We start from the raw sequence: 21,468 nt of genomic DNA on the forward strand, positions 1-21,468 counted from the left end.
CGTGCATAGCGCCGGACTGTGGGCACAATTGGCATGGCTTCGCAGACTGGCCGACAGCGCGTAACGGATGGGGAGGCAGGAACGACGGTGGCGGAACGTAGCACGGCTGCCGTCGACGTGGCCGACAACGGCGGCGACCAGCCGCTCGTCGCAGATGCGGCGAAGGCCACGGCCGACGGGGTGGACACCCAGAACGGACGAGCCGCGGGCGGACCCATGCCAGACAAGGACGGCGAACGCAGGCCGACGGCTTCTGCCGCCGCCCCCGAGCTCCACAGCGGCCACAAGCTCGCACGGCGCTACCGCCTGGAGGAGTGCGTCACCCGTCTGGACGGATTCAGCAGTTGGCGTGCGGTGGACGAGAAGCTGCGGCGAGCCGTCGGCGTCCACGTGCTGCCCGCCGACCACCCGCGCGCCCGCGCGGTCCTGGCCGCGGCCCGGTCCTCGGCCCTGCTGGGCGACCCGCGCTTCGTCCAGGTCCTCGACGCCGTGGAGGACAGCGACCTCGTCTACGTCGTCCACGAGTGGCTGCCCGACGCCACCGAGCTGACCGCGATCCTCGCCTCCGGCCCCCTGGAGCCCTACGACGCGTACCAGCTCGTCAGCCAGGTCTCGCAGGCCATGGCCGCCGCCCACCGCGAGGGCCTGTCCCACCTGCGCCTGACACCCAGCGCCATACTCCGCACCTCCACCGGCCAGTACCGGATCCGCGGCCTCGCCGTGAACGCCGCGCTGCGGGGCATCGCGAGCGACACCCCGCAGCGCGCGGACACCGAAGCCATCGGCGCACTCCTGTACGCCGCCCTGACCCAGCGCTGGCCGTACGAGGACGACGCGTACGGCCTCTCCGGCCTGCCCAAGGGCGTCGGCCTGCTCCCGCCCGACCAGGTCCGTGCCGGTGTCCACCGCGGCCTGGGCGAGCTCGCCATGCGCGCCCTCGCCAACGACGGGGCCACCGCCTCCCGCCAGGAGCCCCCCTGCACCACCCCGGAGGAGCTGGCCAAGGCGGTTGCCGCGATGCCCCGCATCCGGCCGCCGGAGCCCGCTTTCACCCCGCCGCCCGAGTACCAGCAGACGACCTACCAGCAGGGGAGCTACGGCCGTCCGCCGACGCGCCCCGGCGCACCCGTCACGCACTCCATCCCCGTCCCGCCTCCGCCCCCGCTGCAGAGCCGTACGGGCCGTGCCCTGAAGTGGGGCGTCGCGGCCCTGCTGATCGCGGCGCTGGGCCTGGGCAGCTGGCAGCTGGCCGACTCGCTGCTGGACCGCGTCAAGGGCAACAGCGGCAGCAACGGCAGCACCACGCAGCCCTCCAAGCCCGACGACCAGAAGTCGTCCAAGCAGAGCAAGCGCCTGCCCGTCAGCAGCGCGTCGCTCTTCGGCGAGGACAACAAGGCCGGTGACGTCCCCAAGGCCGTGGACGGCAAGTCCGGCACGGCGTGGATGACCCAGAGGTTCTATTCACAACCCAACTTCGGCAACCTCCCCCGCTACAGCGAAGGCAGCGGCATCATCATCGACCTGGGCAGCGTCCAGGAGGTGACGGGGCTCGAAGCGGAAATGTCCGGCGGGGGGCACACCGCCCAGGTCCGTGCCGCACCTTCCGAGGCCACTTCGGCCAATTCCCTCTCCGACTTCCCCCAGGAGCTCTCCAAGCTGGGCTCCGTGGGGAAGAAGCTGGACGTCAAGCTCGACGAGCCGGTGAAGACCCGCTTCCTGCTGGTGCACCTCACCAAGCTGCCCACCGCGCCCGACGGAGACGGCTACCGGGGCGGCATCAGCGAGATCAAGGTCACCGGCCTGGTCGACTGAGCGGCCGCAGCAGTCCGCAGTGCCCGTGGGCCGCGGTGCAGGGGAACGGTCCCCGGCACCGCGGCCCACGGCATCTGCAGGCAACCGCCCACGGCCTCGGCAACACCGGCAGGCGCCCCCCTCGTGCTCCGCCCGCGAAGGCCCTAGTCTCCATGCCGGGAGGGAGCGAGGTGTGATGCACGAAACAGCGGCAGGCGGCCGCAGCGACCGGGAGCTGCTGGCGCTGCACGTCGCCGGGGACCCCGATGCCTTCGGTGAGCTCGTGCGCCGGCACCGCGACCGGCTCTGGGCGGTAGCCCTGCGCACCCTCGGCGACCGGGAGGAGGCCGCCGACGCCGTGCAGGACGCCCTCGTCTCCGCCTACCGGGCCGCGCACTCCTTCCGCGGCGAGTCCGCCGTCACCACCTGGCTGCACCGCATCACCGTCAACGCCTGCCTCGACCGGGCCCGCAAGGCCGCCTCCCGCAGGACGGCCCTCCTCGACGACACGGACCGCCTGGAGCGCCTCCTGGAGCCCCACGAGTCCGCCGAGGCCCCCGCAGAGCGCGAGGACCTCCACCGCGAGCTGCTGGCTGCCCTCGCCACCCTCCCGGCCGACCAGCGGGCCGCTCTCGTCCTGGTCGACATGCAGGGATACTCCGTCGCCGAGGCCGCCCGCGTCCTCGACATCCCCGTCGGCACGGTGAAGAGCCGGTGCGCACGCGGACGGGCGAAACTCGTCCCGATGCTCACTCATCTGCGCTCGAATGCCGGGGATAACACCGCCACGGAGCGGGGAAGGAACCGGACGCCGGGGACACCCGTCCCACCAGCGGCAGACCCCAGTCAGCCAGCGCCAGGCGCAGACACGGTGAAGGGCGGAGGTGGACGAACGTGACTCCCGCAGCCGGCACGATCCGGCACCCTGACGTCTCGGAAATCTCCGACCTGACCGAGGGACTCCTCTCCCCGGCCCGGACCGCCGAGGTGCGCCGCCATCTGGCCGAGTGCTCGCTGTGCGCCGACGTGCACGCCTCCCTGGAGGAGATCCGCGGCCTGCTCGGCACGCTGCCGGGGCCGCCCCGCATGCCCGTGGACATCGCCGGGCGCATCGACGCGGCGCTGGCCGCCGAGGCACTCCTGGACTCCACGATTCCCAGACCGGGCAACGAGTCCGCCTCCGACACTGACACCGACACCGACCGTGTTGTTTCACGTGAAACAACGACAGCCGCACGTTCCGGGCGGAACGGGCGCCGACCCGCCGGTCACCCGGTCGGCGCAACCGGTCCCGGGCGCCGTCGCGCCCGCCGCCGGATCGCGGTCATCGCGGGCCTCACCGGAGCCGCCGCCTGTGCGCTCGGGATCCTCCTCGCGGGCAATCTGCTGGGTGGCTCCCCGGACACGGCGGCCCGTAAGTCCGCCACGAGTGCCACCGCCCAGGCCCCCGCCGCCGGCGGCACCTACACCGCCCAGGGGCTCCAGGACAGCGTGAACCGCCTGCTTGCCTCGGGAGAAGGCACCATGAAGGCCTCCCCGAAGGCGCAGCAGCAGGACAACAGCACCTACGGCCTGGAGAACAGCTCACCGGTCCCGGGCGACCGGGCGGGCACGGACGCTGCTGCGGTCCCGCCCTGCGCCCGGAACGCCACCAGCCGCAGCGAGACGCCACTCGCCGTCGAACGCGGCACCTACCAGGGCAGCGAGGTCTACCTCCTCGTCCTTCCGCATCCCGGCGACCCCGGGAAGGTGGATGCCTACCTCGTCGGCGCCGACTGTGCGGTCACCCCCTCGGACGGTGCGGGGCGCCCCCTGCTGACCAGGACCTACCCTCGAAGCTGACAGCTTGGGGCTCGCGGGTGAGCAGCCCGGGAATGCTCGCGCCGTAGGATCCGTTGGGTGGGGTGAGACTCCACACCGGCCCCCCAGGGCCCGCAGCGCGCAGTCCACAGAGACGAGGAAGAGACCCGTGAGCGACGTACGAAACGTGATCATCATCGGTTCCGGGCCCGCCGGTTACACCGCCGCCCTGTACACCGCACGTGCTTCGCTCAAGCCGCTGGTCTTCGAAGGCGCCGTCACCGCCGGCGGCGCCCTGATGAACACCACCGAGGTCGAGAACTTCCCCGGTTTCCAGGACGGCATCATGGGGCCGGACCTCATGGACAACATGCGCGGCCAGGCTGAGCGCTTCGGTGCGGAGCTCGTCGCGGACGACGTCGTGTCCGTAGACCTCACCGGCGAGATCAAGACCGTCACCGACTCCGTCGGCACCGTGCACCGCGCCAAGGCTGTGATCGTGGCCACTGGCTCCCAGCACCGCAAGCTCGGCCTGCCCAACGAGGACGCCCTCTCCGGCCGCGGTGTGTCCTGGTGCGCCACCTGCGACGGTTTCTTCTTCAAGGACCAGGACATTGCCGTCGTCGGCGGCGGCGACACCGCGATCGAGGAGGCCACCTTCCTCTCCCGGTTCGCCAAGTCCGTCACGGTCGTTCACCGCCGCGACGCCCTGCGCGCCTCCAAGGCCATGCAGGACCGGGCCTTCGCCGACCCGAAGATCAAGTTCGCCTGGGACAGCGAGGTCTCCGAGATCCACGGCGACCAGAAGCTCTCCCACCTCACCCTGCGCAACACCAAGACCGGTGAGACCTCCGAGCTTCCCGTGACCGGCCTGTTCATCGCCGTCGGCCACGACCCCCGCACCGAACTGTTCAAGGACCAGCTGGAGCTCGACGACGAGGGCTACCTCAAGGTCGAGGCCCCGTCCACGCGCACCGACGTCCCCGGCGTGTTCGGCGCCGGCGACGTCGTGGACCACACGTACCGTCAGGCCATCACCGCCGCCGGCACGGGCTGCGCCGCCGCCCTCGACGCCGAGCGCTTCCTCGCCGCCCTCTCGGACGCCGAGAAGGCCCCCGCGCTGGTCTGACCCCAGACACCCCCCCCTCAACACCCCGCAGGAAGAATTAGGAGGCCGCTGTGGCCGGCACCCTCAAGAACGTGACCGACACCGACTTCGATGCCGAGGTCCTCCGGAGCGACAAGCCCGTCCTGGTGGACTTCTGGGCCGAGTGGTGCGGTCCGTGCCGCCAGATCGCTCCGTCCCTGGAGGCCATCGCGGCCGAGTACGGCGACCAGATCGAAATCGTCAAGCTCAACATCGACCAGAACCCGAACACGGCCGCGAAGTACGGCGTCATGTCGATCCCGACCCTGAACGTCTACCAGGGCGGCGAGGTCGTGAAGACCATCGTCGGTGCCAAGCCCAAGGCCGCCATCCTGCGTGACCTCGACTCGTTCATCGAGGCCAAGGCCGTCTGACGGCAATGTTTCACGTGAAACGGGGCCGCCCCTGACAAGGGGCGGCCCCGTTTCGCATTCCACACACGATCGGGCAGCCCGACCCAATCCGGCTGCTCGCCACGTACCCCTCTCACAAGGGGCGCAGAGCAGGCTCCTTCCGGGCCGCGCCCAGCAGCCGGTCCAGTGCCAGTTCCACGTCTTCCTTCCACGACAGCGTCGAGCGCAGTTCCAACCTCAGCCGCGGATGCACCGGATGGGGTCGCACCGTCTTGAAGCCCACCGCGAGCAGGTGGTCCGCCGGAAGCAGGCACGCGGGCCGTTCCCAGCGCGCGTCGCCGAATGCCTCGATCGCCCGGAAGCCCCGCCGCAGCAGGTCCTTGGCCACCGTCTGCACCATCACCCGCCCGAGACCCTGCCCCTGATACCCCGGCATGATCCATGCGGTGATCAGCTGCACCGCATCCGAGGACACCGGGCTCGTCGGGAAAGCCGTGGACCTGGGCACGTAAGCCGGCGGCGCGTACAGGACGAACCCCACGGGGACCTCGTCCACATAGACCACCCGGCCGCACGATCCCCACTCCAGCAGGACCGCGGAGATCCACGCCTCCTTCTCCAGGGCCGGAGTCCCCGCCTTGGCGGCGGCCTCACCGCTGACGGGATCGAGTTCCCAGAACACACAGGACCGGCAACGCAGAGGCAGGTCCTGGAGGTTGTCCAGTGTGAGTGGTACCAACCGACGCCCCATGAGCGCATCGTATCCAGGGTCCGAATCAGGAGAAACCGCAACAAGGCAAAGGGGCGGCCCGCACCGGTACGACCCGCCCCTCAGCGGCCGGGAGCTCACTCCCCGGACGGTCGCTGCTCCAGCACCCGGCCCTCGCCCGGCGCCAGCGTCGTCAGAATCCGCTCCAGGTCCTCCATCGAGGCGAACTCGACCGTGATCTTGCCCTTCTTCTGACCCAGGTCCACCTTCACCCGGGTTTCGAAGCGGTCCGACAGCCGCGTCGCGAGCTCACTCAGCGCCGGGGAGACCCGGGCTCCGGCCCTCGGCTTCTTCGACTTCACCGGGCTTTCGGGCTCCGACCCCATCAGGAAGACGATTTCCTCGACCGAGCGCACCGACAGGCCTTCCTCCACGATGCGCTCCGCCAGGGCTTCCTGCGCCTCGGGGTCCTCCACAGGCAGCAGGGCCCGGGCGTGGCCTGCCAGGAGTACGCCTGCCGCCACACGCAGCTGCACCTTCGGCGCCAGCTTGAGCAGTCGCAGCGTGTTCGTCACCTGAGGACGGGAGCGCCCGATCCGGTCCGCCAGCTCATCGTGCGTGCAGTTGAAGTCCTTCAGCAGCTGGTCGTACGCGGCAGCCTCCTCCAGCGGGTTCAGCTGAGCCCGGTGGAGGTTCTCCAGCAGCGCGTCCAGGAGCAGCCTGTCGTCCTCCGTCGCCCGGATGATCGCCGGGATGTACTCCAGGCCGAGCTCCTTGCACGCCCGCCAGCGGCGCTCGCCCATGATCAGCTCGTAGCCGTCCGGGCCGGACTGGCGCACCACCACCGGCTGGAGGAGGCCCACCTCCTTGATGGAGGTCACCAGCTCCGTCAGTGCGTCCTCGTTGAACTCCTTGCGGGGCTGGTACGGGTTCTCCGTGATGGCGTCGATCGGGAGCTCGGCGAACATCGCACCCGCCACGTCGGCGACCGTAGATTCCGCCGGCTCGGACGCCGGCTCGACCGGTGCCGATGTTTCACGTGAAACATCGGCCTGGGCGAGCGTGGCCAGCTTCGCCGCCACACTTCCGCGTTCCGAGGTCAGCGTCGGCACCACCGTCTGCGCGGTCGACCCGGCCGACCCCGCAGCGGTCACTGCCGGCGTCCTCTCCTGCGGGGCAGCAGGAATCAGCGCGGCGAGTCCCCGGCCCAGACCCCTTCGTCGCTCGCTCACTGGATCCCCTCCGCCACACTCTGCGTGTTGTTCAGGCCCGCGCCCATGTGGGCGTGCCGGGCGTCGTACTGGATTCCGGCCCCTCGCAGCGCGATCTCACGCGCCGCCTCCAGGTAGGAGAGGGAACCGCTGGAACTCGGGTCATAGGTGAGCACCGTCTGCCCGTAGCTCGGAGCCTCGGAGATGCGCACCGACCGTGGGATGCTCGTCCGCAGCACCTCGCTGCCGAAGTGGGTGCGGACCTCCTCGGCCACCTGAGAGGCCAGCCGGGTCCTGCCGTCGTACATCGTCAGCAGGATGGTGGAGACGTGCAGCGCCGGGTTGAGGTGGGACCGTACCAGGTCCACATTGCGCAGGAGCTGGCCCAGGCCCTCGAGCGCGTAGTACTCGCACTGGATCGGGATCAGCACCTCGGCGCCCGCAACCATTGCGTTGACCGTCAGCAGGCCCAGCGAGGGCGGGCAGTCGATGAGGATGTAGTCCAGCGGCTGCTCGTACGCCTGGATGGCCCGCTGCAGGCGGCTCTCGCGTGCCACCAGGGAGACCAGCTCGATCTCCGCGCCCGCCAGGTCGATGGTGGCCGGGGCGCAGAAGAGGCCCTCCACGTCCACCACCGGCTGGACCACCTCCAGCAGCGGCCTGCTGTCGACCAGTACGTCGTAGATCGAGGGCACGTCCGCGTGATGGTCGATACCGAGCGCGGTGGATGCGTTCCCCTGCGGGTCGAGGTCGATGACCAGGACCCGCGCGCCGTGGAGTGCCAGCGAGGCCGCCAGGTTCACGGTCGTCGTGGTCTTGCCGACGCCGCCCTTCTGGTTGGCAACGACGATCACCCGTGTCCGGTCCGGCCGGGGCAGTCCCTCGCCGACGTGCCGCAGCGACTGGACCGCAAACGGGTTGGGCACACCGCCGGACGTGTCGTTGTCGACAGGTGGCGGCGGTGATGTTTCACGTGAAACATCACCGCCTACCGCTTCAGAGCGGGGACCGGGGACCGGGTCGGCCATCGGCCCCGCGAGGTTGGCGTCGGACCGCACGGTGTCACTCTCCTCGGCATGGGTCTCGCGATGAACAGAGCCTGCCATGCCACCGGGGCCGCGAACCAGCGGGGACCGTGCTGCTGTGGATGAACCCACAGATGTGGACAACCCCGTCCCCCCTCCATCCCTGGAGGACCGAGGGGGCGCGGCTGCCCGGCCGCGACTGATGATTCCGTGCAGCAGAGAGCGACGTTTCACGTGAAACACGATGCCGGGGCGGAGCCGACAGGCCTCTACGACACTCCCAAATCCGCACCTATAGGGCCCAACACCCCCGCGAAGGGGGTGCTGGGGAAGCCACAGGCCGGGATCGCCTCTACCGGCGTCGGCGTGAACGCCCCACCCGGGCCGCCTTGGCCCGCTTGGCCGCGAACCGCACACCGCCGGGGCTCTCCCCGACCTCGACCCGCACCACCGTCGACATCGGGTCCACCACACCGGCGCCGACCTGGAGCACGGAGGTCTTCACCACACCCAACCTCGCCAGCGCGACCTTCGCCGCCGCCAGCTCCTCGTCAGCGGTGTCGCCCTTGAGCGCCAGCATCTCGCCGTACGGGCGCAGCAGCGGCACACCCCAGCCCGCCAGGCGGTCCAGCGGGGCCACCGCCCGCGCCGTCACCACATGCACAGGCTGCACCTTGCCGAGCATCTCCTCGGCCCGGCCGCGCACCACCGTCACGTGGTCCAGGCCCAGCAGCTCCACGGCCTCCTGGAGGAAGTTCGTGCGCCGGAGCAGCGGCTCCAGCAGCGTGATCTTCAGGTCCCGGCGCACCAGGGCCAGCGGGATACCGGGGAGGCCGGCGCCCGAGCCCACGTCGCACACGGTGACGCCCTCGGGCACCACCTCCGACAGGACCGCACAGTTCAGCAGGTGCCGCTCCCACAGGCGCGGCACCTCGCGCGGGCCGATCAGGCCGCGCTGGACCCCTGCGTCCGCGAGCAGCTCCGCGTACCGCACAGCTTCGGGGAAAAACTCGCCGAACACCGCGCGCGCCTCTTCCGGCGCCGGGGGAAGCTCCGCTGCCTCCGTCACGGGGACCGTCCTTCCGTTTTGCGTACCGCGTGATCGTGAAAACGCACTGGTACTGCCAGGCTGACAAACATCGGCCCCGTCTGCGACACAGACGGGGCCGAACACATCGGGGCTTGCGATCAGGCCGGGAGCACAACGACGAAGCGCTGCGGCTCCACGCCTTCCGACTCGCTCCGCAGGCCGGCGGCCGCCACGGCGTCGTGGACGACCTTTCGCTCGAACGGCGTCATCGGGGCCAGCTTCAGCGGCTCGCCGGAGGCCTTCACATCGGCCGCCGCCTTGGCGCCCAGCGCTGCCAGTTCCTGGCGCTTCTTGGCGCGGAACCCTGCGATGTCCAGCATCAGCCGGCTGCGGTCCCCGGTCTCGCGGTGCACGGCGAGGCGGGTCAACTCCTGCAGGGCCTCCAGGACCTCGCCGTCGCGGCCCACGAGCTTCTGCAGGTCGCGGCTGGCGGAGTCGCTGACGATCGAGACCGAGGCCCGGTCGGCCTCGACGTCCATGTCGATGTCACCGTCGAGATCGGCGATGTCGAGCAGACCCTCAAGGTAGTCGGCCGCGATCTCACCCTCCTGCTCGAGGCGGGTCAGGGTGTCGCCACTCTCAGCGGCGGCGGTGGTGGTGCCTTCCGTCACGGGAGGGACTCCTTCTTACTTCTTGGGAGAGGGCTTGGAGGGCGTCTGACGCTGCGCCTTCGTCTGGCGCTTCGGCTGCTGCCGCTTCTGGGCGCCGCTGCTCGCCGCGTCCGCATCCGCCGTGGCCACGGAGCTCTTGATCACAGAACCGTCATCCTGAGCGGCCAGGCCCTGCTTCGTCAGCGTTGCGATGAACTTGCGCTCGATGTCGTTGCGGTCCGGGCCCTTGGCCACGATCGCGGCGACGATCTTCTTCTTGCCCCGTCCCTTGACCTGCCCGTGCGAGCTGACGGACTTGAGCAGGCGCGTCAGGTACTGGTCCTGCGCCTTGCTGCCCGGCGTCGGGTTCTGGTTGATCACGTACATCTGCTGACCCATGGTCCACACGTTGGTGGTCAGCCAGTAGACGAGGACACCGACGGGGAAGTTGACACCCATGACCGCGAAGATCACCGGGAAGATGTACATCAGCATCTTCTGCTGCTGCATGAACGGCGTCTTGACCGTGAGGTCCACGTTCTTCTGCATCAGCTGGCGCTGGGTGTAGAACTGCGACAGCGACATCATGATGATCATGACCGCGGTCACGATCCGGACGTCCGTGAGCGAGGCGCCCAGGGCGGCGACCTTCTCGGGGCTGTCCATGAACTTGGCGGCGATCGGTGCGCCGAAGATCTTCGCCTCGCGTGCGCTGTCGACCAGCTGCTGGTCCAGCACGCCGATGGTCTTGCCGTCGGCGATGTGCGCCAGCACGGAGTACAGCGCAAAGAAGAACGGCGACTGCGCCAGGATGGGAAGGCACGAGGAAAGCGGGTTGGTACCCGTCTCCTTGTACAGCTTCATCATCTCTTCGGACTGACGCTGCTTGTCGTTCTTGTAGCGCTCCTGGATCGCCTTCATCTTCGGCTGGAGCGCCTGCATGCCCCGCGTCGCCTTGATCTGCTTCACGAAGAGCGGGATCAGGCAGATACGGATCAGGACCACCAGGGACACGATGGACAGGCCCCAGGCCCACCCGCTGTCCGGCCCGAAGATCGCCCCGTACAGCGAGTGGAACTGGACGACGATCCACGAGACGGGTGTGGTGATAAAGCTGAACAGACTGGCAATCGTGTCCACTAATCAGGCTCCTTGAGCATTGCGAGATCTACGCAACGCAGTGCGCAGCCGCTCGTGCCAACGCGGGCGTTTACGAGGTGGGACATGATCGACACCACCCGCGGACCACGGGTTGCACCGCAGGATCCGCCAGGTGGTGAGAACGGTCCCCTTCACCGCACCATGCCGGTCGATGGCCGTGAACCCGTAGCGCGAGCACGAGGGGTAGTAACGGCACACCGGGCCGAGCAGCGGACTGATGGTCCACTGGTACAGCTTGATCAAAGCGAGCAGCGGGTACTTCATCGAGCTGCGCCTCCCAGGAGCCGCAGCAGAGCGGCATCCAGGTCCTTGGCCAGGTCCTCGAGGCCGGCATCACCCGATCCGGGCAATGCCCTCACCACCACCAGGCTACCGGCGGGCAGGCGGGACAGCCGCGCCCGTACGAGATGGCGCAGGCGGCGCTTCACCCGGTTCCGGACGACGGCGCCACCCACGGCCTTGCTGACGACGAAACCCGCACGGGTCGAGGGAACTGTCTCCCCCGGCCCGTGCGGGTCCGTTGCACCGCTTGTACGTAGGTGGACGACGAGGAGCGGGCGACCGGCCCTGCGGCCTCGGCGTACCGCGCTCGCGAAGTCCTCGCGCCGCCTCAGCCGATTTTCGGGAGACAGCACGACGTCACGACCTGCGTGAGTTACGCGGAGAGGGCAGAGCGGCCCTTGCTGCGGCGGTTGGCCAGGATGGCGCGGCCGGCACGGGTGCGCATCCGCAGGCGGAAGCCGTGGGTCTTCGCGCGGCGACGGTTGTTCGGCTGGAAGGTGCGCTTGCTCACTCGGGGGCTCCAGAGAATGAATCGTTGTGGCGGGACATCGCCTGGCTGTCACCGTGCGCCCACGAGGAACTCGCGTGTTCGCCCGAGTGGCACCGCTCAACGACCACGATCAGTGATCCTCGCCCATCGGTAGGCAGGCGGCAGCAGCCATCGACAACTCGACCTCGTTACGGTACGCGCGGCTACGCCATCCGGTCAAACCGAGGCGACACCGTCCCGCGCTGTACACAGGCTGTGGACAACGACTTGAACCCTACCGGTCGCGCTGACTACCGTTGTCTGACCCCCGATTTTTGTCCCGACCGTCCCAAAGAACCACACATTCGTGGGACCCCTGTGAGAGAGCGTGCCCTGTGGCTGACGTACCTGCCGATCTTGCCGCAGTGTGGCCACGGGTGCTCGAGAAGCTCCTGGGGGAAGGACAGCAGGCGGTCGAGCCGAAGGACCAGCAGTGGGTCGAGCGCTGCCAGCCCTTGGCCCTCGTCGCCGACACCGCGCTGCTCGCCGTCCCCAACGAGTACGGAAAGCGCGTCCTCGAAGGCCGTCTGGCGCCGCTGATCAGCGATGCGCTCAGCCGCGAGTGCGGCCGCCCCATCCGTATCGCCATCACCGTGGACGACTCCGTCGGCGAGCCCGCGCCGCCCGCCCCGCAGCGCGGCGAGTCGTACGAGCCGTACGGCGGCCCGCGCCCCGGCGGCCACAACGGTCTCGGCCCGGGCGACGACCAGCTGCCCACCGCGCGCCCCGCGTACCCGGACTACCAGCAGCAGCGCCCGGAGCCCGGCGCCTGGCCCCGCGGCGGCCAGCAGGACGACTACGGCTGGCAGCAGCCGCGCCACGGCGGCTTCCCCGAGCGCGACCCGTACGCCTCCCCGCAGCCGGGCTACCGCCAGCAGCCCGAGTCCGGCGGCTACGACCAGGGCTCCTACGAGCCGCAGCCGTACGAGTCCTCTCCGTACGAGCCGCCGTACGAGCCGCCGTACGAGCCTTCGGGCCCGCGCCCGGGGCCCGGCCGGTCCGCGCCGCCGGCCCCGTCCGGCGGCTCCACCTCGGGTCCGCTGGAGCCGACCGCCCGGCTGAACCCGAAGTACCTCTTCGACACCTTCGTCATCGGTGCCTCGAACCGCTTCGCGCACGCCGCCGCGGTGGCCGTCGCCGAGGCGCCGGCCAAGGCCTACAACCCCCTCTTCATCTACGGGGAGTCGGGGCTCGGCAAGACGCACCTGCTGCACGCCATCGGGCACTACGCACGGAGCCTCTACCCGGGCACCCGCGTGCGGTACGTGAGCTCGGAGGAGTTCACCAACGAGTTCATCAACTCCATCCGCGACGGCAAGGGCGACGCCTTCCGCAAGCGGTACCGCGAGATGGACATCCTGCTCGTCGACGACATCCAGTTCCTGGCGAGCAAGGAGTCGACGCAGGAGGAGTTCTTCCACACCTTCAACACGCTCCACAACGCCAACAAGCAGATCGTGCTCTCCTCCGACCGGCCGCCCAAGCAGCTGGTCACCCTGGAGGACCGGCTCCGCAACCGCTTCGAGTGGGGCCTGATCACCGACGTCCAGCCGCCCGAGCTGGAGACCCGAATCGCGATCCTGCGCAAGAAGGCCGTCCAGGAGCAGCTCAACGCCCCGCCGGAGGTACTGGAGTTCATCGCCTCCCGCATCTCGCGCAACATCCGCGAGCTGGAGGGGGCGCTGATCCGGGTCACGGCCTTCGCGAGCCTGAACCGGCAGCCGGTCGACCTCGGGCTGACCGAGGACGTCCTCAAGAACCTGATCCCCGGGGGCGAGGACTCGGCACCCGAGATCACGGCCTCGGACATCATGGCGGCCACGGCCGACTACTTCGGCCTGACGGTGGACGACCTGTGCGGCTCCTCGCGCAGCCGCGTCCTGGTCACCGCCCGGCAGATCGCGATGTACCTGTGCCGGGAGCTCACGGACCTGTCCCTGCCGAAGATCGGGGCACAGTTCGGCGGGCGGGACCACACCACCGTCATGCACGCGGACCGCAAGATCCGCGCTCTGATGGCCGAGCGGCGCTCGATCTACAACCAGGTCACCGAGCTCACCAACCGCATCAAGAACGGCTGAGCCGGCGCTTCAGGCAGCCGGCGCTTCAGGCAGCCGGCACTTCAGGCAGCCGGCACTTCAGGCAGTCGCCGCACCCGGCGCCGAGCGCCCGGCACGCGGCATCCGCCGTCCACATCCCCGTCCGCCGTCCGCATCCGACGGGCCGTCAACGGCCCGTCGGCGCCTCACCAAACGCATCCACAGGGCGCTTCCGGAGTAATCCGGGGGCGCCCTTCTTCATGCACGCGCCCCTGGTCTGTTCGAATACGCCCCCCGTGGAGCAACTTGTCCACAGATTGCGGAACTTTCTTCCGTCCACAGGCTGGGGACTGGTTTCCTCACCCACAATCTGTCCACAGGGTTCCCGCTTGAGGGCCCATCAGGCCAGGTCACAGCCCTGTGGAATTGTGCGTGAGAGATATCCACAGACTGTGGACGGAAGATTCATCCACAGGCCCGTCCACCGCGTTGTCCACCGCTCACCCACAGGTTGCCCCATCCTGTGCACAGGTTCCGACGGGTTACCCACACCGCTGTCCACTGTTCGGCAACCGAGTGCCCCTCCTCACCACCCGGAGTGAAAGCCGTCACACAGAAGTCGACGTTTGGGCTGTGGAGTACTTGGGGAAAGCTGGGGACACACCTGTGGAGTAGTCCGGGTCACCTGGGGATGGCCTGTGCAGAACTTTCTGTTCTCCACAGCACCCCCCTGTTGTCCACCGGTTCCACCCACAGGGCATGGGGATAAAAAACCGCGCCTGACCTGCGACGACGGGCTTATCCACCGTTTCCACAGGCCCTACTACTACCCCCATGGACAGTTAGGCCGGATTCGGTTTTCAAGCAGGTCCTGTGCACAACGTGGTCGAGAGGCCTCCCCGACACCTCGCTCCCGATTTGACGGGCGGCAGCACCAGCTGTCGGCGCCGTACGTCAGACTGGTCCCCGGCATCGAGGCCCCCAGCCCTCCAAGGCGCCGGGCCCGACGGGCCGACGACGAAGGCCGGCAGACGGACGAGCGAGCAACAGCAGGAGGCGGTTCCGGTGAAGATCCGGGTGGAGCGCGACGTACTCGCGGAGGCGGTGGCCTGGGCTGCCCGCAGCCTCCCGGCCCGGCCGCCGGTCCCCGTACTCGCGGGCCTGCTGCTGAAGGCCGAGGACGGCACCCTGTCCCTCTCCGGCTTCGACTACGAGGTCTCGGCCCGCGTCTCCGTCGAGGCGGACGTGGAGGAGGACGGCACCGTCCTCGTCTCCGGCCGGCTGCTCGCCGACATCTGCCGTGCCCTCCCCAACCGGCCCGTGGAGATTTCCACAGACGGTGTACGGGCGGTCGTGGTCTGCGGCTCCTCGCGGTTCACCCTCCACACCCTGCCGGTGGAGGAGTACCCGGCCCTGCCCCAGATGCCGACCGCGACCGGCACGGTCTCCGGTGAGGTCTTTGCCGCCGCTGCGGCCCAGGTCGCCATCGCCGCCGGCCGCGACGACACGCTGCCCGTCCTCACCGGTGTCCGCATCGAGATCGAGGGCGACCGCGTCACCCTGGCCTCGACCGACCGCTACCGCTTCGCGGTCCGCGAGTTCCTGTGGAAGCCGGAGAACCCGGACGCCTCGGCCGTGGCCCTGGTGCCCGCCAAGACCCTCCTGGACACCGCCAAGTCCCTGACCAGCGGTGACACCGTCACCCTGGCGCTGTCGGGCTCCGGCGCGGGCGAGGGCCTGATCGGCTTCGAGGGCGCCGGCCGCCGCACCACCACCCGCCTCCTCGAAGGCGACCTGCCGAAGTACCGCACGCTCTTCCCGACGGAGTTCAACTCCATCGCCGTGATCGAGACCGCCCCGTTCGTCGAGGCCGTCAAGCGCGTGGCCCTGGTGGCCGAGCGCAACACCCCGGTCCGCCTGAGCTTCGAGAAGGGCGTGCTGACCCTGGAGGCCGGCTCCTCCGACGATGCACAGGCTGTGGAGCGCGTCGACGCCTCCCTGGAGGGCGACGACATCTCGATCGCCTTCAACCCGACCTTCCTGCTGGACGGCCTCAGCGCGATCGACTCGCCGGTCGCCCAGCTCAGCTTCACGACGTCCACCAAGCCGGCGCTGCTCAGCGGCCGCCCCGCGGTCGACGCCGAAGCGGACGAGGCCTACAAGTACCTGATCATGCCGGTGCGCCTCTCCGGCTGACGCCCGCTGTCCACAGGGCCCGGTCCCGCAGTCCGCGGAACCGGGCCCGACGGCGTTCACGTCCCCCCGTCCCCCGTCCCCCGCGTGCCGTGTCCCGCGGCCCCGTGCCGCCCGGAGGGCCGCCGGATGCCGCGCCCGACCCCCGTACGGCGGGTGCCTGGAGCGCCCGTGGCGCCGGGCGGCACTGCCCGGCGTAGGCTCGGAGCCGGGTCTCCCCGGGAATCGGGAGAAACCGGCACAAACGGCCACAACGCTTAAGGAACCACCTGATGGAGCTCGGTCTCGTCGGTCTCGGCAAGATGGGCGGCAACATGCGCGAGCGCATCCGCCGCGCAGGCCACACCGTCATCGGATACGACCGCAATCCGGACCTCGCCGATGTCCACAGCCTGTCGGAACTTGTGGACAGCCTGCAGGCCCCCCGCGTGGTGTGGGTGATGGTCCCGGCCGGTGCCGCGACCCAGTCCACCGTCGACGAGCTCGCGGAGCTGCTCTCGCCCGGCGACATCGTCGTGGACGGCGGGAACTCCCGCTGGACCGACGACGAGAAGCACGCCGAGGAGCTCGCCGCCAAGGGCATCGGCTTCGTCGACTGCGGTGTCTCCGGCGGCGTGTGGGGCCTGGAGAACGGCTACGCGCTGATGTACGGCGGCGACAAGGAGCACGTCGCCGCGGTGCAGCCGATCTTCGACGCCCTCAAGCCCGAGGGTGACTTCGGCTCCGTGCACGCCGGCAAGGTCGGTGCGGGCCACTTCGCGAAGATGGTCCACAACGGCATCGAGTACGCCATGATGCAGGCCTACGCCGAGGGCTGGGAGCTGCTGGAGAAGGTGGACTCGGTCACCGACGTCCGCGAGGTGTTCCGGTCCTGGCAGGAGGGCACGGTCATCCGCTCCTGGCTGCTCGACCTGGCCGTCAACGCGCTGGACGAGGACGAGCACCTGGAGCAGCTGCGCGGCTTCGCGCAGGACTCGGGCGAGGGCCGCTGGACGGTGGAGGCGGCGATCGACAACGCCGTGCCGCTGCCCGCGATCACCGCCTCGCTGTTCGCGCGGTTCGCCTCGCGCCAGGACGACTCGCCGCAGATGAAGATGATCGCCGCGCTGCGCAACCAGTTCGGCGGCCACGCGGTCGAGAAGAAGTAGTCGCCGCTGCGGGCGCGGCACCGCGCCCGCAGCACACAGCAGTACCGCAGTACGGAACAGCAATACCGCAGTACTGCAGTACAGAGCAGAACAGCAGGAAGCCGGGGGAGGTCGGCGCCACATGCATGTCTCGCATCTCTCGTTGGCCGACTTCCGCTCGTACGCCCGGGCCGAGGTTCCCCTCGACCCGGGCGTCACGGCTTTCGTGGGCCCCAACGGCCAGGGGAAGACGAACCTGGTCGAGGCGATCGGCTATCTGGCGACGCTCGGCAGCCACCGGGTGTCCTCGGACGCCCCCCTCGTGCGGATGGGCGCGCAGCGGGCCGTCGTCCGCGCGGCCGTCCGGCAGGGCGAACGGCAGCAGCTGGTCGAGCTGGAGCTCAACCCCGGGCGGGCGAACCGGGCCCGCATCAACCGGTCCTCGCAGGTCAGGCCGCGGGACGTGCTGGGGATCGTACGGACGGTGCTGTTTGCGCCGGAGGACCTGGCCCTGGTGAAGGGCGATCCGGGCGAGCGCCGGAAGCTCCTCGACGAGCTGGTGACGGCCCGCTCGCCGCGGATGGCGGGGGTCCGGTCGGACTACGAGCGGGTGCTGAAGCAGCGCAACACCCTGCTGAAGTCGGCTGCCATGGCGCGCCGGCACGGCGGCCGCTCCATGGACCTGTCGACGCTGGACGTGTGGGACCAGCACCTGGCGCGCGCGGGCGCGGAGCTGCTGGCCCATCGGCTGGATCTGATCGCCTCCCTGCTGCCCCTGGCGGACAAGGCGTACGAGCAGCTCGCGCCCGGCGGCGGGCCGCTGGGCCTGGCCTACCGGTCCTCGGCCGGCGAGGCGGTGGACACCGGGTCGGCGCGGACCCGGGAGGAGCTGTACGCGGTCCTGATCGAGGCGCTCGCGCAGGTGCGCAAGCAGGAGATCGAGCGGGGCGTGACCCTGGTGGGCCCGCACCGCGACGATGTGCTGCTGCGGCTGGGGGAGCTGCCGGCGAAGGGGTACGCGAGCCACGGGGAGTCGTGGTCGTACGCGCTGGCGCTGCGGCTGGCCTCGTACGAGCTGCTGCGCTCGGAGGGGGCCGAGCCGGTGCTGATCCTCGACGACGTCTTCGCGGAACTGGACGCCCGGCGCCGGGAGCGGCTGGCCGAGCTGGTGGCGCCGGCCGAGCAGGTGCTGGTGACGGCAGCGGTGGACGATGACGTTCCGGATGTTTTGGCAGGGGTGCGGTTCGGGGTGTCCGGCGGTGAGGTGACCCGGCTGTGAACGAGGACAAGCGGAATCCGCAGGAGCCGGGCGGAACCCACCCGGGGCGCAAGGCTCCGGAGCTGTCGGGCGTGGACCTCGCGCGCCAGGCGCTGGCGGCCGCCCGGGAGCAGGCGCGGGCCCGCGGCACCTCGGCCGGCGGGCGGAGCGGTCGGCACCAGCCCGGCCTGCGCTCGGGGGCGCGGGCGGACGGACGGGATCCGATGCCGCTGATGGCGGCGCTGGACCGGCTGCGGACGGAGCGCGGCTGGGAGATGCCGATGGCGGTGGCCGGCGTGATGGAGCGCTGGCCGGAGATCGTCGGCCCGGAGATCGCGACGCACTGCGAACCGGAACGCTACGAGGACCGTGAGCTGGTCGTGCGGTGCGACTCCTCGGCGTGGGCGGCGCAGCTGAAGCTGCTGGCCCCGCAGCTGGTGGCCCGGCTGAACGCGGACCTCGGCCAGGGCACGGTCCGGCTGATCAAGGTGCAGGGCCCGGGCGGCCGGCCGAAGCGGCACGGCCCCTGGCGCGCCCCCGGCAGCACCGGCCCGGGCGACACCTACGGCTGAGGCCCGGCCGCGGCCCACCCGGCCGGCCCCGGCCCGCTGCGGGCGCCAGCCCGTCTGCCGCGCCTGCCGTGCCCGCGGCGCCTGCCGTGCCCGCGGCGTCTGCCGTGCCCGCGGCACCACCACCAGCGCGGCCCGTACCGACCGCAGCCGCACCAACAGTCACATCTGCCACATCCGCCACGGCTGACCCTCGGCGGAGCCCTTGCAGAGCCTTGGCCAAGGCCCCGTCCGCGGGCCCTCGCACCCCCCTGCCCGGGTGGCGTCCCTCACGGTAGTGGAAGGTTGACAGCCCGAAGCGCTGGATGCCCGCGTGAGCCTCTTTGAGCCCCGGTCCGAATATGGGGAGTCGGAGAGAGGAGGTTCAGGGCGGCACATGCGTACTCAGGTACCGGCAAACCCCCATTCATGTCCGTGGTACCGGTAGACTGAAGCGAATCCCGCCTCGCCGCGGGATCCCGAAGAAAACACGCTGACAACGCAGATCGACGCAGCCGCTCCTCACCGGCAGCCCGCCGGCCCGGAGTCCGGCCTGTGCTGTGCCAGAAAGGGCGCTTCGTGGCCGATTCCGGCAACCCCAACGACAACCAGTCCACAGCCGGCGAGAACGGGGAGGTCACCGCCTCGTACGACGCCTCCGCGATCCAGGTGCTGGAGGGCCTGGACGCGGTTCGCAAGCGGCCCGGCATGTACATCGGCTCCACCGGTGAGCGCGGTCTGCACCACCTCGTGCAGGAGGTCGTCGACAACTCGGTCGACGAGGCCCTGGCCGGCCACGCGGACTCCATCGACGTCACGATCCTCGCCGACGGCGGCGTGCGCGTCGTCGACAACGGCCGCGGCATCCCGGTCGACATCGTTCCGTCGGAGGGCAAGCCGGCCGTGGAGGTCGTGCTGACGGTCCTGCACGCGGGCGGCAAGTTCGGCGGCGGCGGCTACGCCGTCTCCGGCGGTCTGCACGGTGTGGGCGTGTCCGTCGTGAACGCGCTCTCGACGAAGGTCGCCGTCGAGATCAAGCGGGACGGCCACCGCTTCTCGCAGGACTACAAGATGGGCGTCCCGACCGCCCCGCTGGCCAAGAACGAGGAGACCGACGACCACGGCACGTCGGTGACCTTCTGGGCCGACCCGGACATCTTCGAGACGGTCGAGTACTCCTTCGAGACGCTGTCGCGCCGCTTCCAGGAGATGGCCTTCCTCAACAAGGGCCTGACCATCACGCTCACCGACGAGCGCGAGTCGGCCAAGGCCACCGTCGGCGCGGAGTCCGCCGAGGAGATCGAGGAGCCGCAGGCCCGGACGGTCAAGTACTTCTACGAGGGCGGCATCGTCGACTTCGTGAAGTACCTCAACTCGCGCAAGGGCGAGATGACCCACCCGACCGTCATCGGGTTCGAGGCGGAGGACAAGGACCGCCTGCTCTCGGTCGAGATCGCGATGCAGTGGACCTCGCAGTACACCGAGGGCGTCTACTCCTTCGCGAACACGATCCACACCCACGGCGGCGGCACCCACGAGGAGGGCTTCCGCGCCGCTCTCACCGCGCTCGTGAACAAGTACGCGCGCGAGAAGAAGCTGCTGCGCGAGAAGGACGACAACCTCACGGGCGACGACATCCGCGAGGGCCTGACCGCGATCATCTCGATCAAGCTGGGCGAGCCCCAGTTCGAGGGCCAGACCAAGGACAAGCTCGGCAACACCGAGGCGAAGACCTTCGTCCAGCGCGTGGCGCACGAGCACCTGTCGGACTGGTTCGACTGCAACCCGGTCGAGGCCGCGGACATCGTCCGCAAGGCCATCCAGGCGGCCACGGCCCGCGTCGCGGCCCGCAAGGCCCGCGACCTGACGCGCCGCAAGGGCCTGCTGGAGAGCGCCTCGCTGCCGGGCAAGCTGTCCGACTGCCAGTCGAACGACCCGACCAAGTGCGAGATCTTCATCGTCGAGGGTGACTCCGCCGGCGGTTCCGCGAAGTCCGGCCGCAACCCGATGTACCAGGCCATCCTGCCGATCCGCGGCAAGATCCTGAACGTCGAGAAGGCCCGTATCGACAAGATCCTCCAGAACACCGAGGTCCAGGCGCTCATCTCCGCCTTCGGCACCGGTATCCACGAGGACTTCGACATCGAGAAGCTCCGCTACCACAAGATCATTCTGATGGCGGACGCCGATGTCGACGGCCAGCACATCAACACCCTGCTGCTGACCTTCCTGTTCCGCTTCATGCGCCCGCTGGTCGAGGCCGGCCACGTCTACCTGTCCCGCCCGCCGCTCTACAAGATCAAGTGGGGTCGCGACGACTTCGAGTACGCGTACTCGGACCGCGAGCGCGACGCCCTGGTCGAGCACGGCAAGCGCCAGGGCAAGCGGATCAAGGAAGACTCGATCCAGCGCTTCAAGGGTCTCGGCGAGATGAACGCCGAGGAGCTGCGCGTCACCACCATGGACGTGGACCACCGCGTGCTCGGCCAGGTCACCCTGGACGACGCGGCCCAGGCCGACGACCTGTTCTCGGTGCTGATGGGCGAGGACGTCGAGGCACGGCGCTCCTTCATCCAGCGCAACGCCAAGGACGTTCGCTTCCTCGACATCTGAGT

At 69.8% G+C, this 21,468-nt stretch carries 20 protein-coding genes; 11 read left to right on the forward strand and 9 right to left on the reverse strand.

The features are described from left to right. Positions 1–87: 87 nt before the first annotated feature. From ACIQUT_RS17775 to trxA, 5 genes are all read left to right on the forward strand, one after another. Positions 88–1,812, forward strand: a complete 1,725-nt coding sequence (locus tag ACIQUT_RS17775) for a protein kinase family protein (RefSeq protein WP_403563830.1) — start codon at positions 88–90, stop codon at positions 1,810–1,812. A 175-nt stretch (positions 1,813–1,987) separates the two neighbouring features. Beyond that, a complete protein-coding gene (sigM, locus tag ACIQUT_RS17780) occupies positions 1,988–2,689 on the forward strand; it encodes an RNA polymerase sigma factor SigM (protein ID WP_403563977.1) in 702 nt (233 codons plus the stop codon). Next, positions 2,686–3,633, forward strand: coding sequence for an anti-sigma factor family protein (locus ACIQUT_RS17785; RefSeq protein WP_403563831.1), 948 nt, complete (start codon positions 2,686–2,688; stop codon positions 3,631–3,633). The genes sigM and ACIQUT_RS17785 overlap by 4 nt, the downstream gene beginning before the upstream one ends. Positions 3,634–3,760: 127 nt before the next feature. Further along, positions 3,761–4,720, forward strand: a complete 960-nt coding sequence (gene trxB / locus ACIQUT_RS17790) for a thioredoxin-disulfide reductase (protein WP_403563832.1) — start codon at positions 3,761–3,763, stop codon at positions 4,718–4,720. Positions 4,721–4,770: 50 nt separating this feature from the next. Continuing rightward, a complete protein-coding gene (trxA, locus tag ACIQUT_RS17795) occupies positions 4,771–5,112 on the forward strand; it encodes a thioredoxin (protein ID WP_403563833.1) in 342 nt (113 codons plus the stop codon). A 112-nt stretch (positions 5,113–5,224) separates the two neighbouring features. Here trxA and ACIQUT_RS17800 read toward each other — a convergent pair whose 3' ends face one another. From ACIQUT_RS17800 to rpmH, 9 genes are all read right to left on the reverse strand, one after another. Next, positions 5,225–5,842 (reverse strand): GNAT family N-acetyltransferase, encoded by a 618-nt coding sequence (locus tag ACIQUT_RS17800; RefSeq protein ID WP_403563834.1) that lies wholly within the window; start codon positions 5,840–5,842, stop codon positions 5,225–5,227. A gap of 95 nt (positions 5,843–5,937) precedes the next feature. After that, a complete protein-coding gene (locus tag ACIQUT_RS17805; RefSeq protein ID WP_403563835.1) occupies positions 5,938–7,032 on the reverse strand; it encodes a ParB/RepB/Spo0J family partition protein in 1,095 nt (364 codons plus the stop codon). Further along, a complete protein-coding gene (locus ACIQUT_RS17810; protein ID WP_403563836.1) occupies positions 7,029–8,117 on the reverse strand; it encodes a ParA family protein in 1,089 nt (362 codons plus the stop codon). The genes ACIQUT_RS17805 and ACIQUT_RS17810 overlap by 4 nt, the downstream gene beginning before the upstream one ends. Positions 8,118–8,388: 271 nt before the next feature. Next, complete coding sequence (gene rsmG, locus ACIQUT_RS17815) at positions 8,389–9,105, reverse strand: 16S rRNA (guanine(527)-N(7))-methyltransferase RsmG (protein ID WP_385674314.1); 717 nt, start codon at positions 9,103–9,105, stop codon at positions 8,389–8,391. A gap of 119 nt (positions 9,106–9,224) precedes the next feature. Next, positions 9,225–9,737 carry a protein jag gene (locus ACIQUT_RS17820; RefSeq protein ID WP_403563837.1) on the reverse strand — a complete coding sequence of 171 codons (513 nt, stop codon included), beginning with the start codon at positions 9,735–9,737 and terminating at the stop codon, positions 9,225–9,227. A gap of 15 nt (positions 9,738–9,752) precedes the next feature. Further along, complete coding sequence (gene yidC, locus ACIQUT_RS17825) at positions 9,753–10,856, reverse strand: membrane protein insertase YidC (protein ID WP_403563838.1); 1,104 nt, start codon at positions 10,854–10,856, stop codon at positions 9,753–9,755. A gap of 3 nt (positions 10,857–10,859) precedes the next feature. Next, positions 10,860–11,141, reverse strand: coding sequence for a membrane protein insertion efficiency factor YidD (gene yidD / locus ACIQUT_RS17830; RefSeq protein WP_403563839.1), 282 nt, complete (start codon positions 11,139–11,141; stop codon positions 10,860–10,862). After that, positions 11,138–11,512 (reverse strand): ribonuclease P protein component, encoded by a 375-nt coding sequence (gene rnpA, locus ACIQUT_RS17835; protein WP_403563840.1) that lies wholly within the window; start codon positions 11,510–11,512, stop codon positions 11,138–11,140. Before rnpA ends, yidD begins: the two co-directional genes overlap by 4 nt. Before the next feature lie 20 nt (positions 11,513–11,532). Then, positions 11,533–11,670 (reverse strand): 50S ribosomal protein L34, encoded by a 138-nt coding sequence (gene rpmH, locus ACIQUT_RS17840; RefSeq protein WP_007265229.1) that lies wholly within the window; start codon positions 11,668–11,670, stop codon positions 11,533–11,535. Positions 11,671–12,023: 353 nt separating this feature from the next. On the opposite strand from rpmH, the gene dnaA reads away from it, so the two are divergent. The 6 genes from dnaA to gyrB all read left to right on the forward strand — a co-directional run bounded on the left by dnaA (position 12,024) and on the right by gyrB (position 21,466). Continuing rightward, positions 12,024–13,769, forward strand: coding sequence for a chromosomal replication initiator protein DnaA (gene dnaA / locus ACIQUT_RS17845; protein ID WP_403563841.1), 1,746 nt, complete (start codon positions 12,024–12,026; stop codon positions 13,767–13,769). Positions 13,770–14,792: 1,023 nt separating this feature from the next. Next, positions 14,793–15,923, forward strand: coding sequence for a DNA polymerase III subunit beta (dnaN, locus tag ACIQUT_RS17850; RefSeq protein ID WP_403563842.1), 1,131 nt, complete (start codon positions 14,793–14,795; stop codon positions 15,921–15,923). Positions 15,924–16,192: 269 nt separating this feature from the next. Beyond that, positions 16,193–17,068: a phosphogluconate dehydrogenase (NAD(+)-dependent, decarboxylating) gene (gene gnd, locus ACIQUT_RS17855; protein WP_403563843.1), complete on the forward strand. Its 876-nt coding sequence runs from the start codon at positions 16,193–16,195 to the stop codon at positions 17,066–17,068. A 121-nt stretch (positions 17,069–17,189) separates the two neighbouring features. Further along, the gene (recF, locus tag ACIQUT_RS17860; RefSeq protein ID WP_403563844.1) at positions 17,190–18,326 is read left to right on the forward strand and encodes a DNA replication/repair protein RecF; all 1,137 of its coding nucleotides are present in this window, start codon (positions 17,190–17,192) and stop codon (positions 18,324–18,326) included. Further along, positions 18,323–18,877, forward strand: coding sequence for a DUF721 domain-containing protein (locus ACIQUT_RS17865; protein WP_403563845.1), 555 nt, complete (start codon positions 18,323–18,325; stop codon positions 18,875–18,877). The genes recF and ACIQUT_RS17865 overlap by 4 nt, the downstream gene beginning before the upstream one ends. 531 nt (positions 18,878–19,408) lie before the next feature. Continuing rightward, on the forward strand, positions 19,409–21,466 hold the full coding sequence (gene gyrB / locus ACIQUT_RS17870) for a DNA topoisomerase (ATP-hydrolyzing) subunit B (protein WP_403563846.1): 2,058 nt from the start codon (positions 19,409–19,411) through the stop codon (positions 21,464–21,466). Positions 21,467–21,468 lie beyond the last annotated feature (2 nt).

Source organism: Streptomyces sp. NPDC090445, assembly GCF_044769385.1.
Lineage (GTDB): Bacteria > Actinomycetota > Actinomycetes > Streptomycetales > Streptomycetaceae > Streptomyces.

Excerpts from the sequence above, each read along its gene's own strand:
- yidD (WP_403563839.1), bottom strand. The coding sequence starts at position 11,141 with ATGAAGTACCCGCTGCTCGCTTTGATCAAGCTGTACCAGTGGACCATC.
- ACIQUT_RS17800 (WP_403563834.1), bottom strand. The coding sequence starts at position 5,842 with ATGGGGCGTCGGTTGGTACCACTCACACTGGACAACCTCCAGGACCTG.
- sigM (WP_403563977.1), top strand. The coding sequence starts at position 1,988 with ATGCACGAAACAGCGGCAGGCGGCCGCAGCGACCGGGAGCTGCTGGCG.
- ACIQUT_RS17810 (WP_403563836.1), bottom strand. The coding sequence starts at position 8,117 with ATGGCAGGCTCTGTTCATCGCGAGACCCATGCCGAGGAGAGTGACACC.
- recF (WP_403563844.1), top strand. The coding sequence starts at position 17,190 with ATGCATGTCTCGCATCTCTCGTTGGCCGACTTCCGCTCGTACGCCCGG.
- gnd (WP_403563843.1), top strand. The coding sequence starts at position 16,193 with ATGGAGCTCGGTCTCGTCGGTCTCGGCAAGATGGGCGGCAACATGCGC.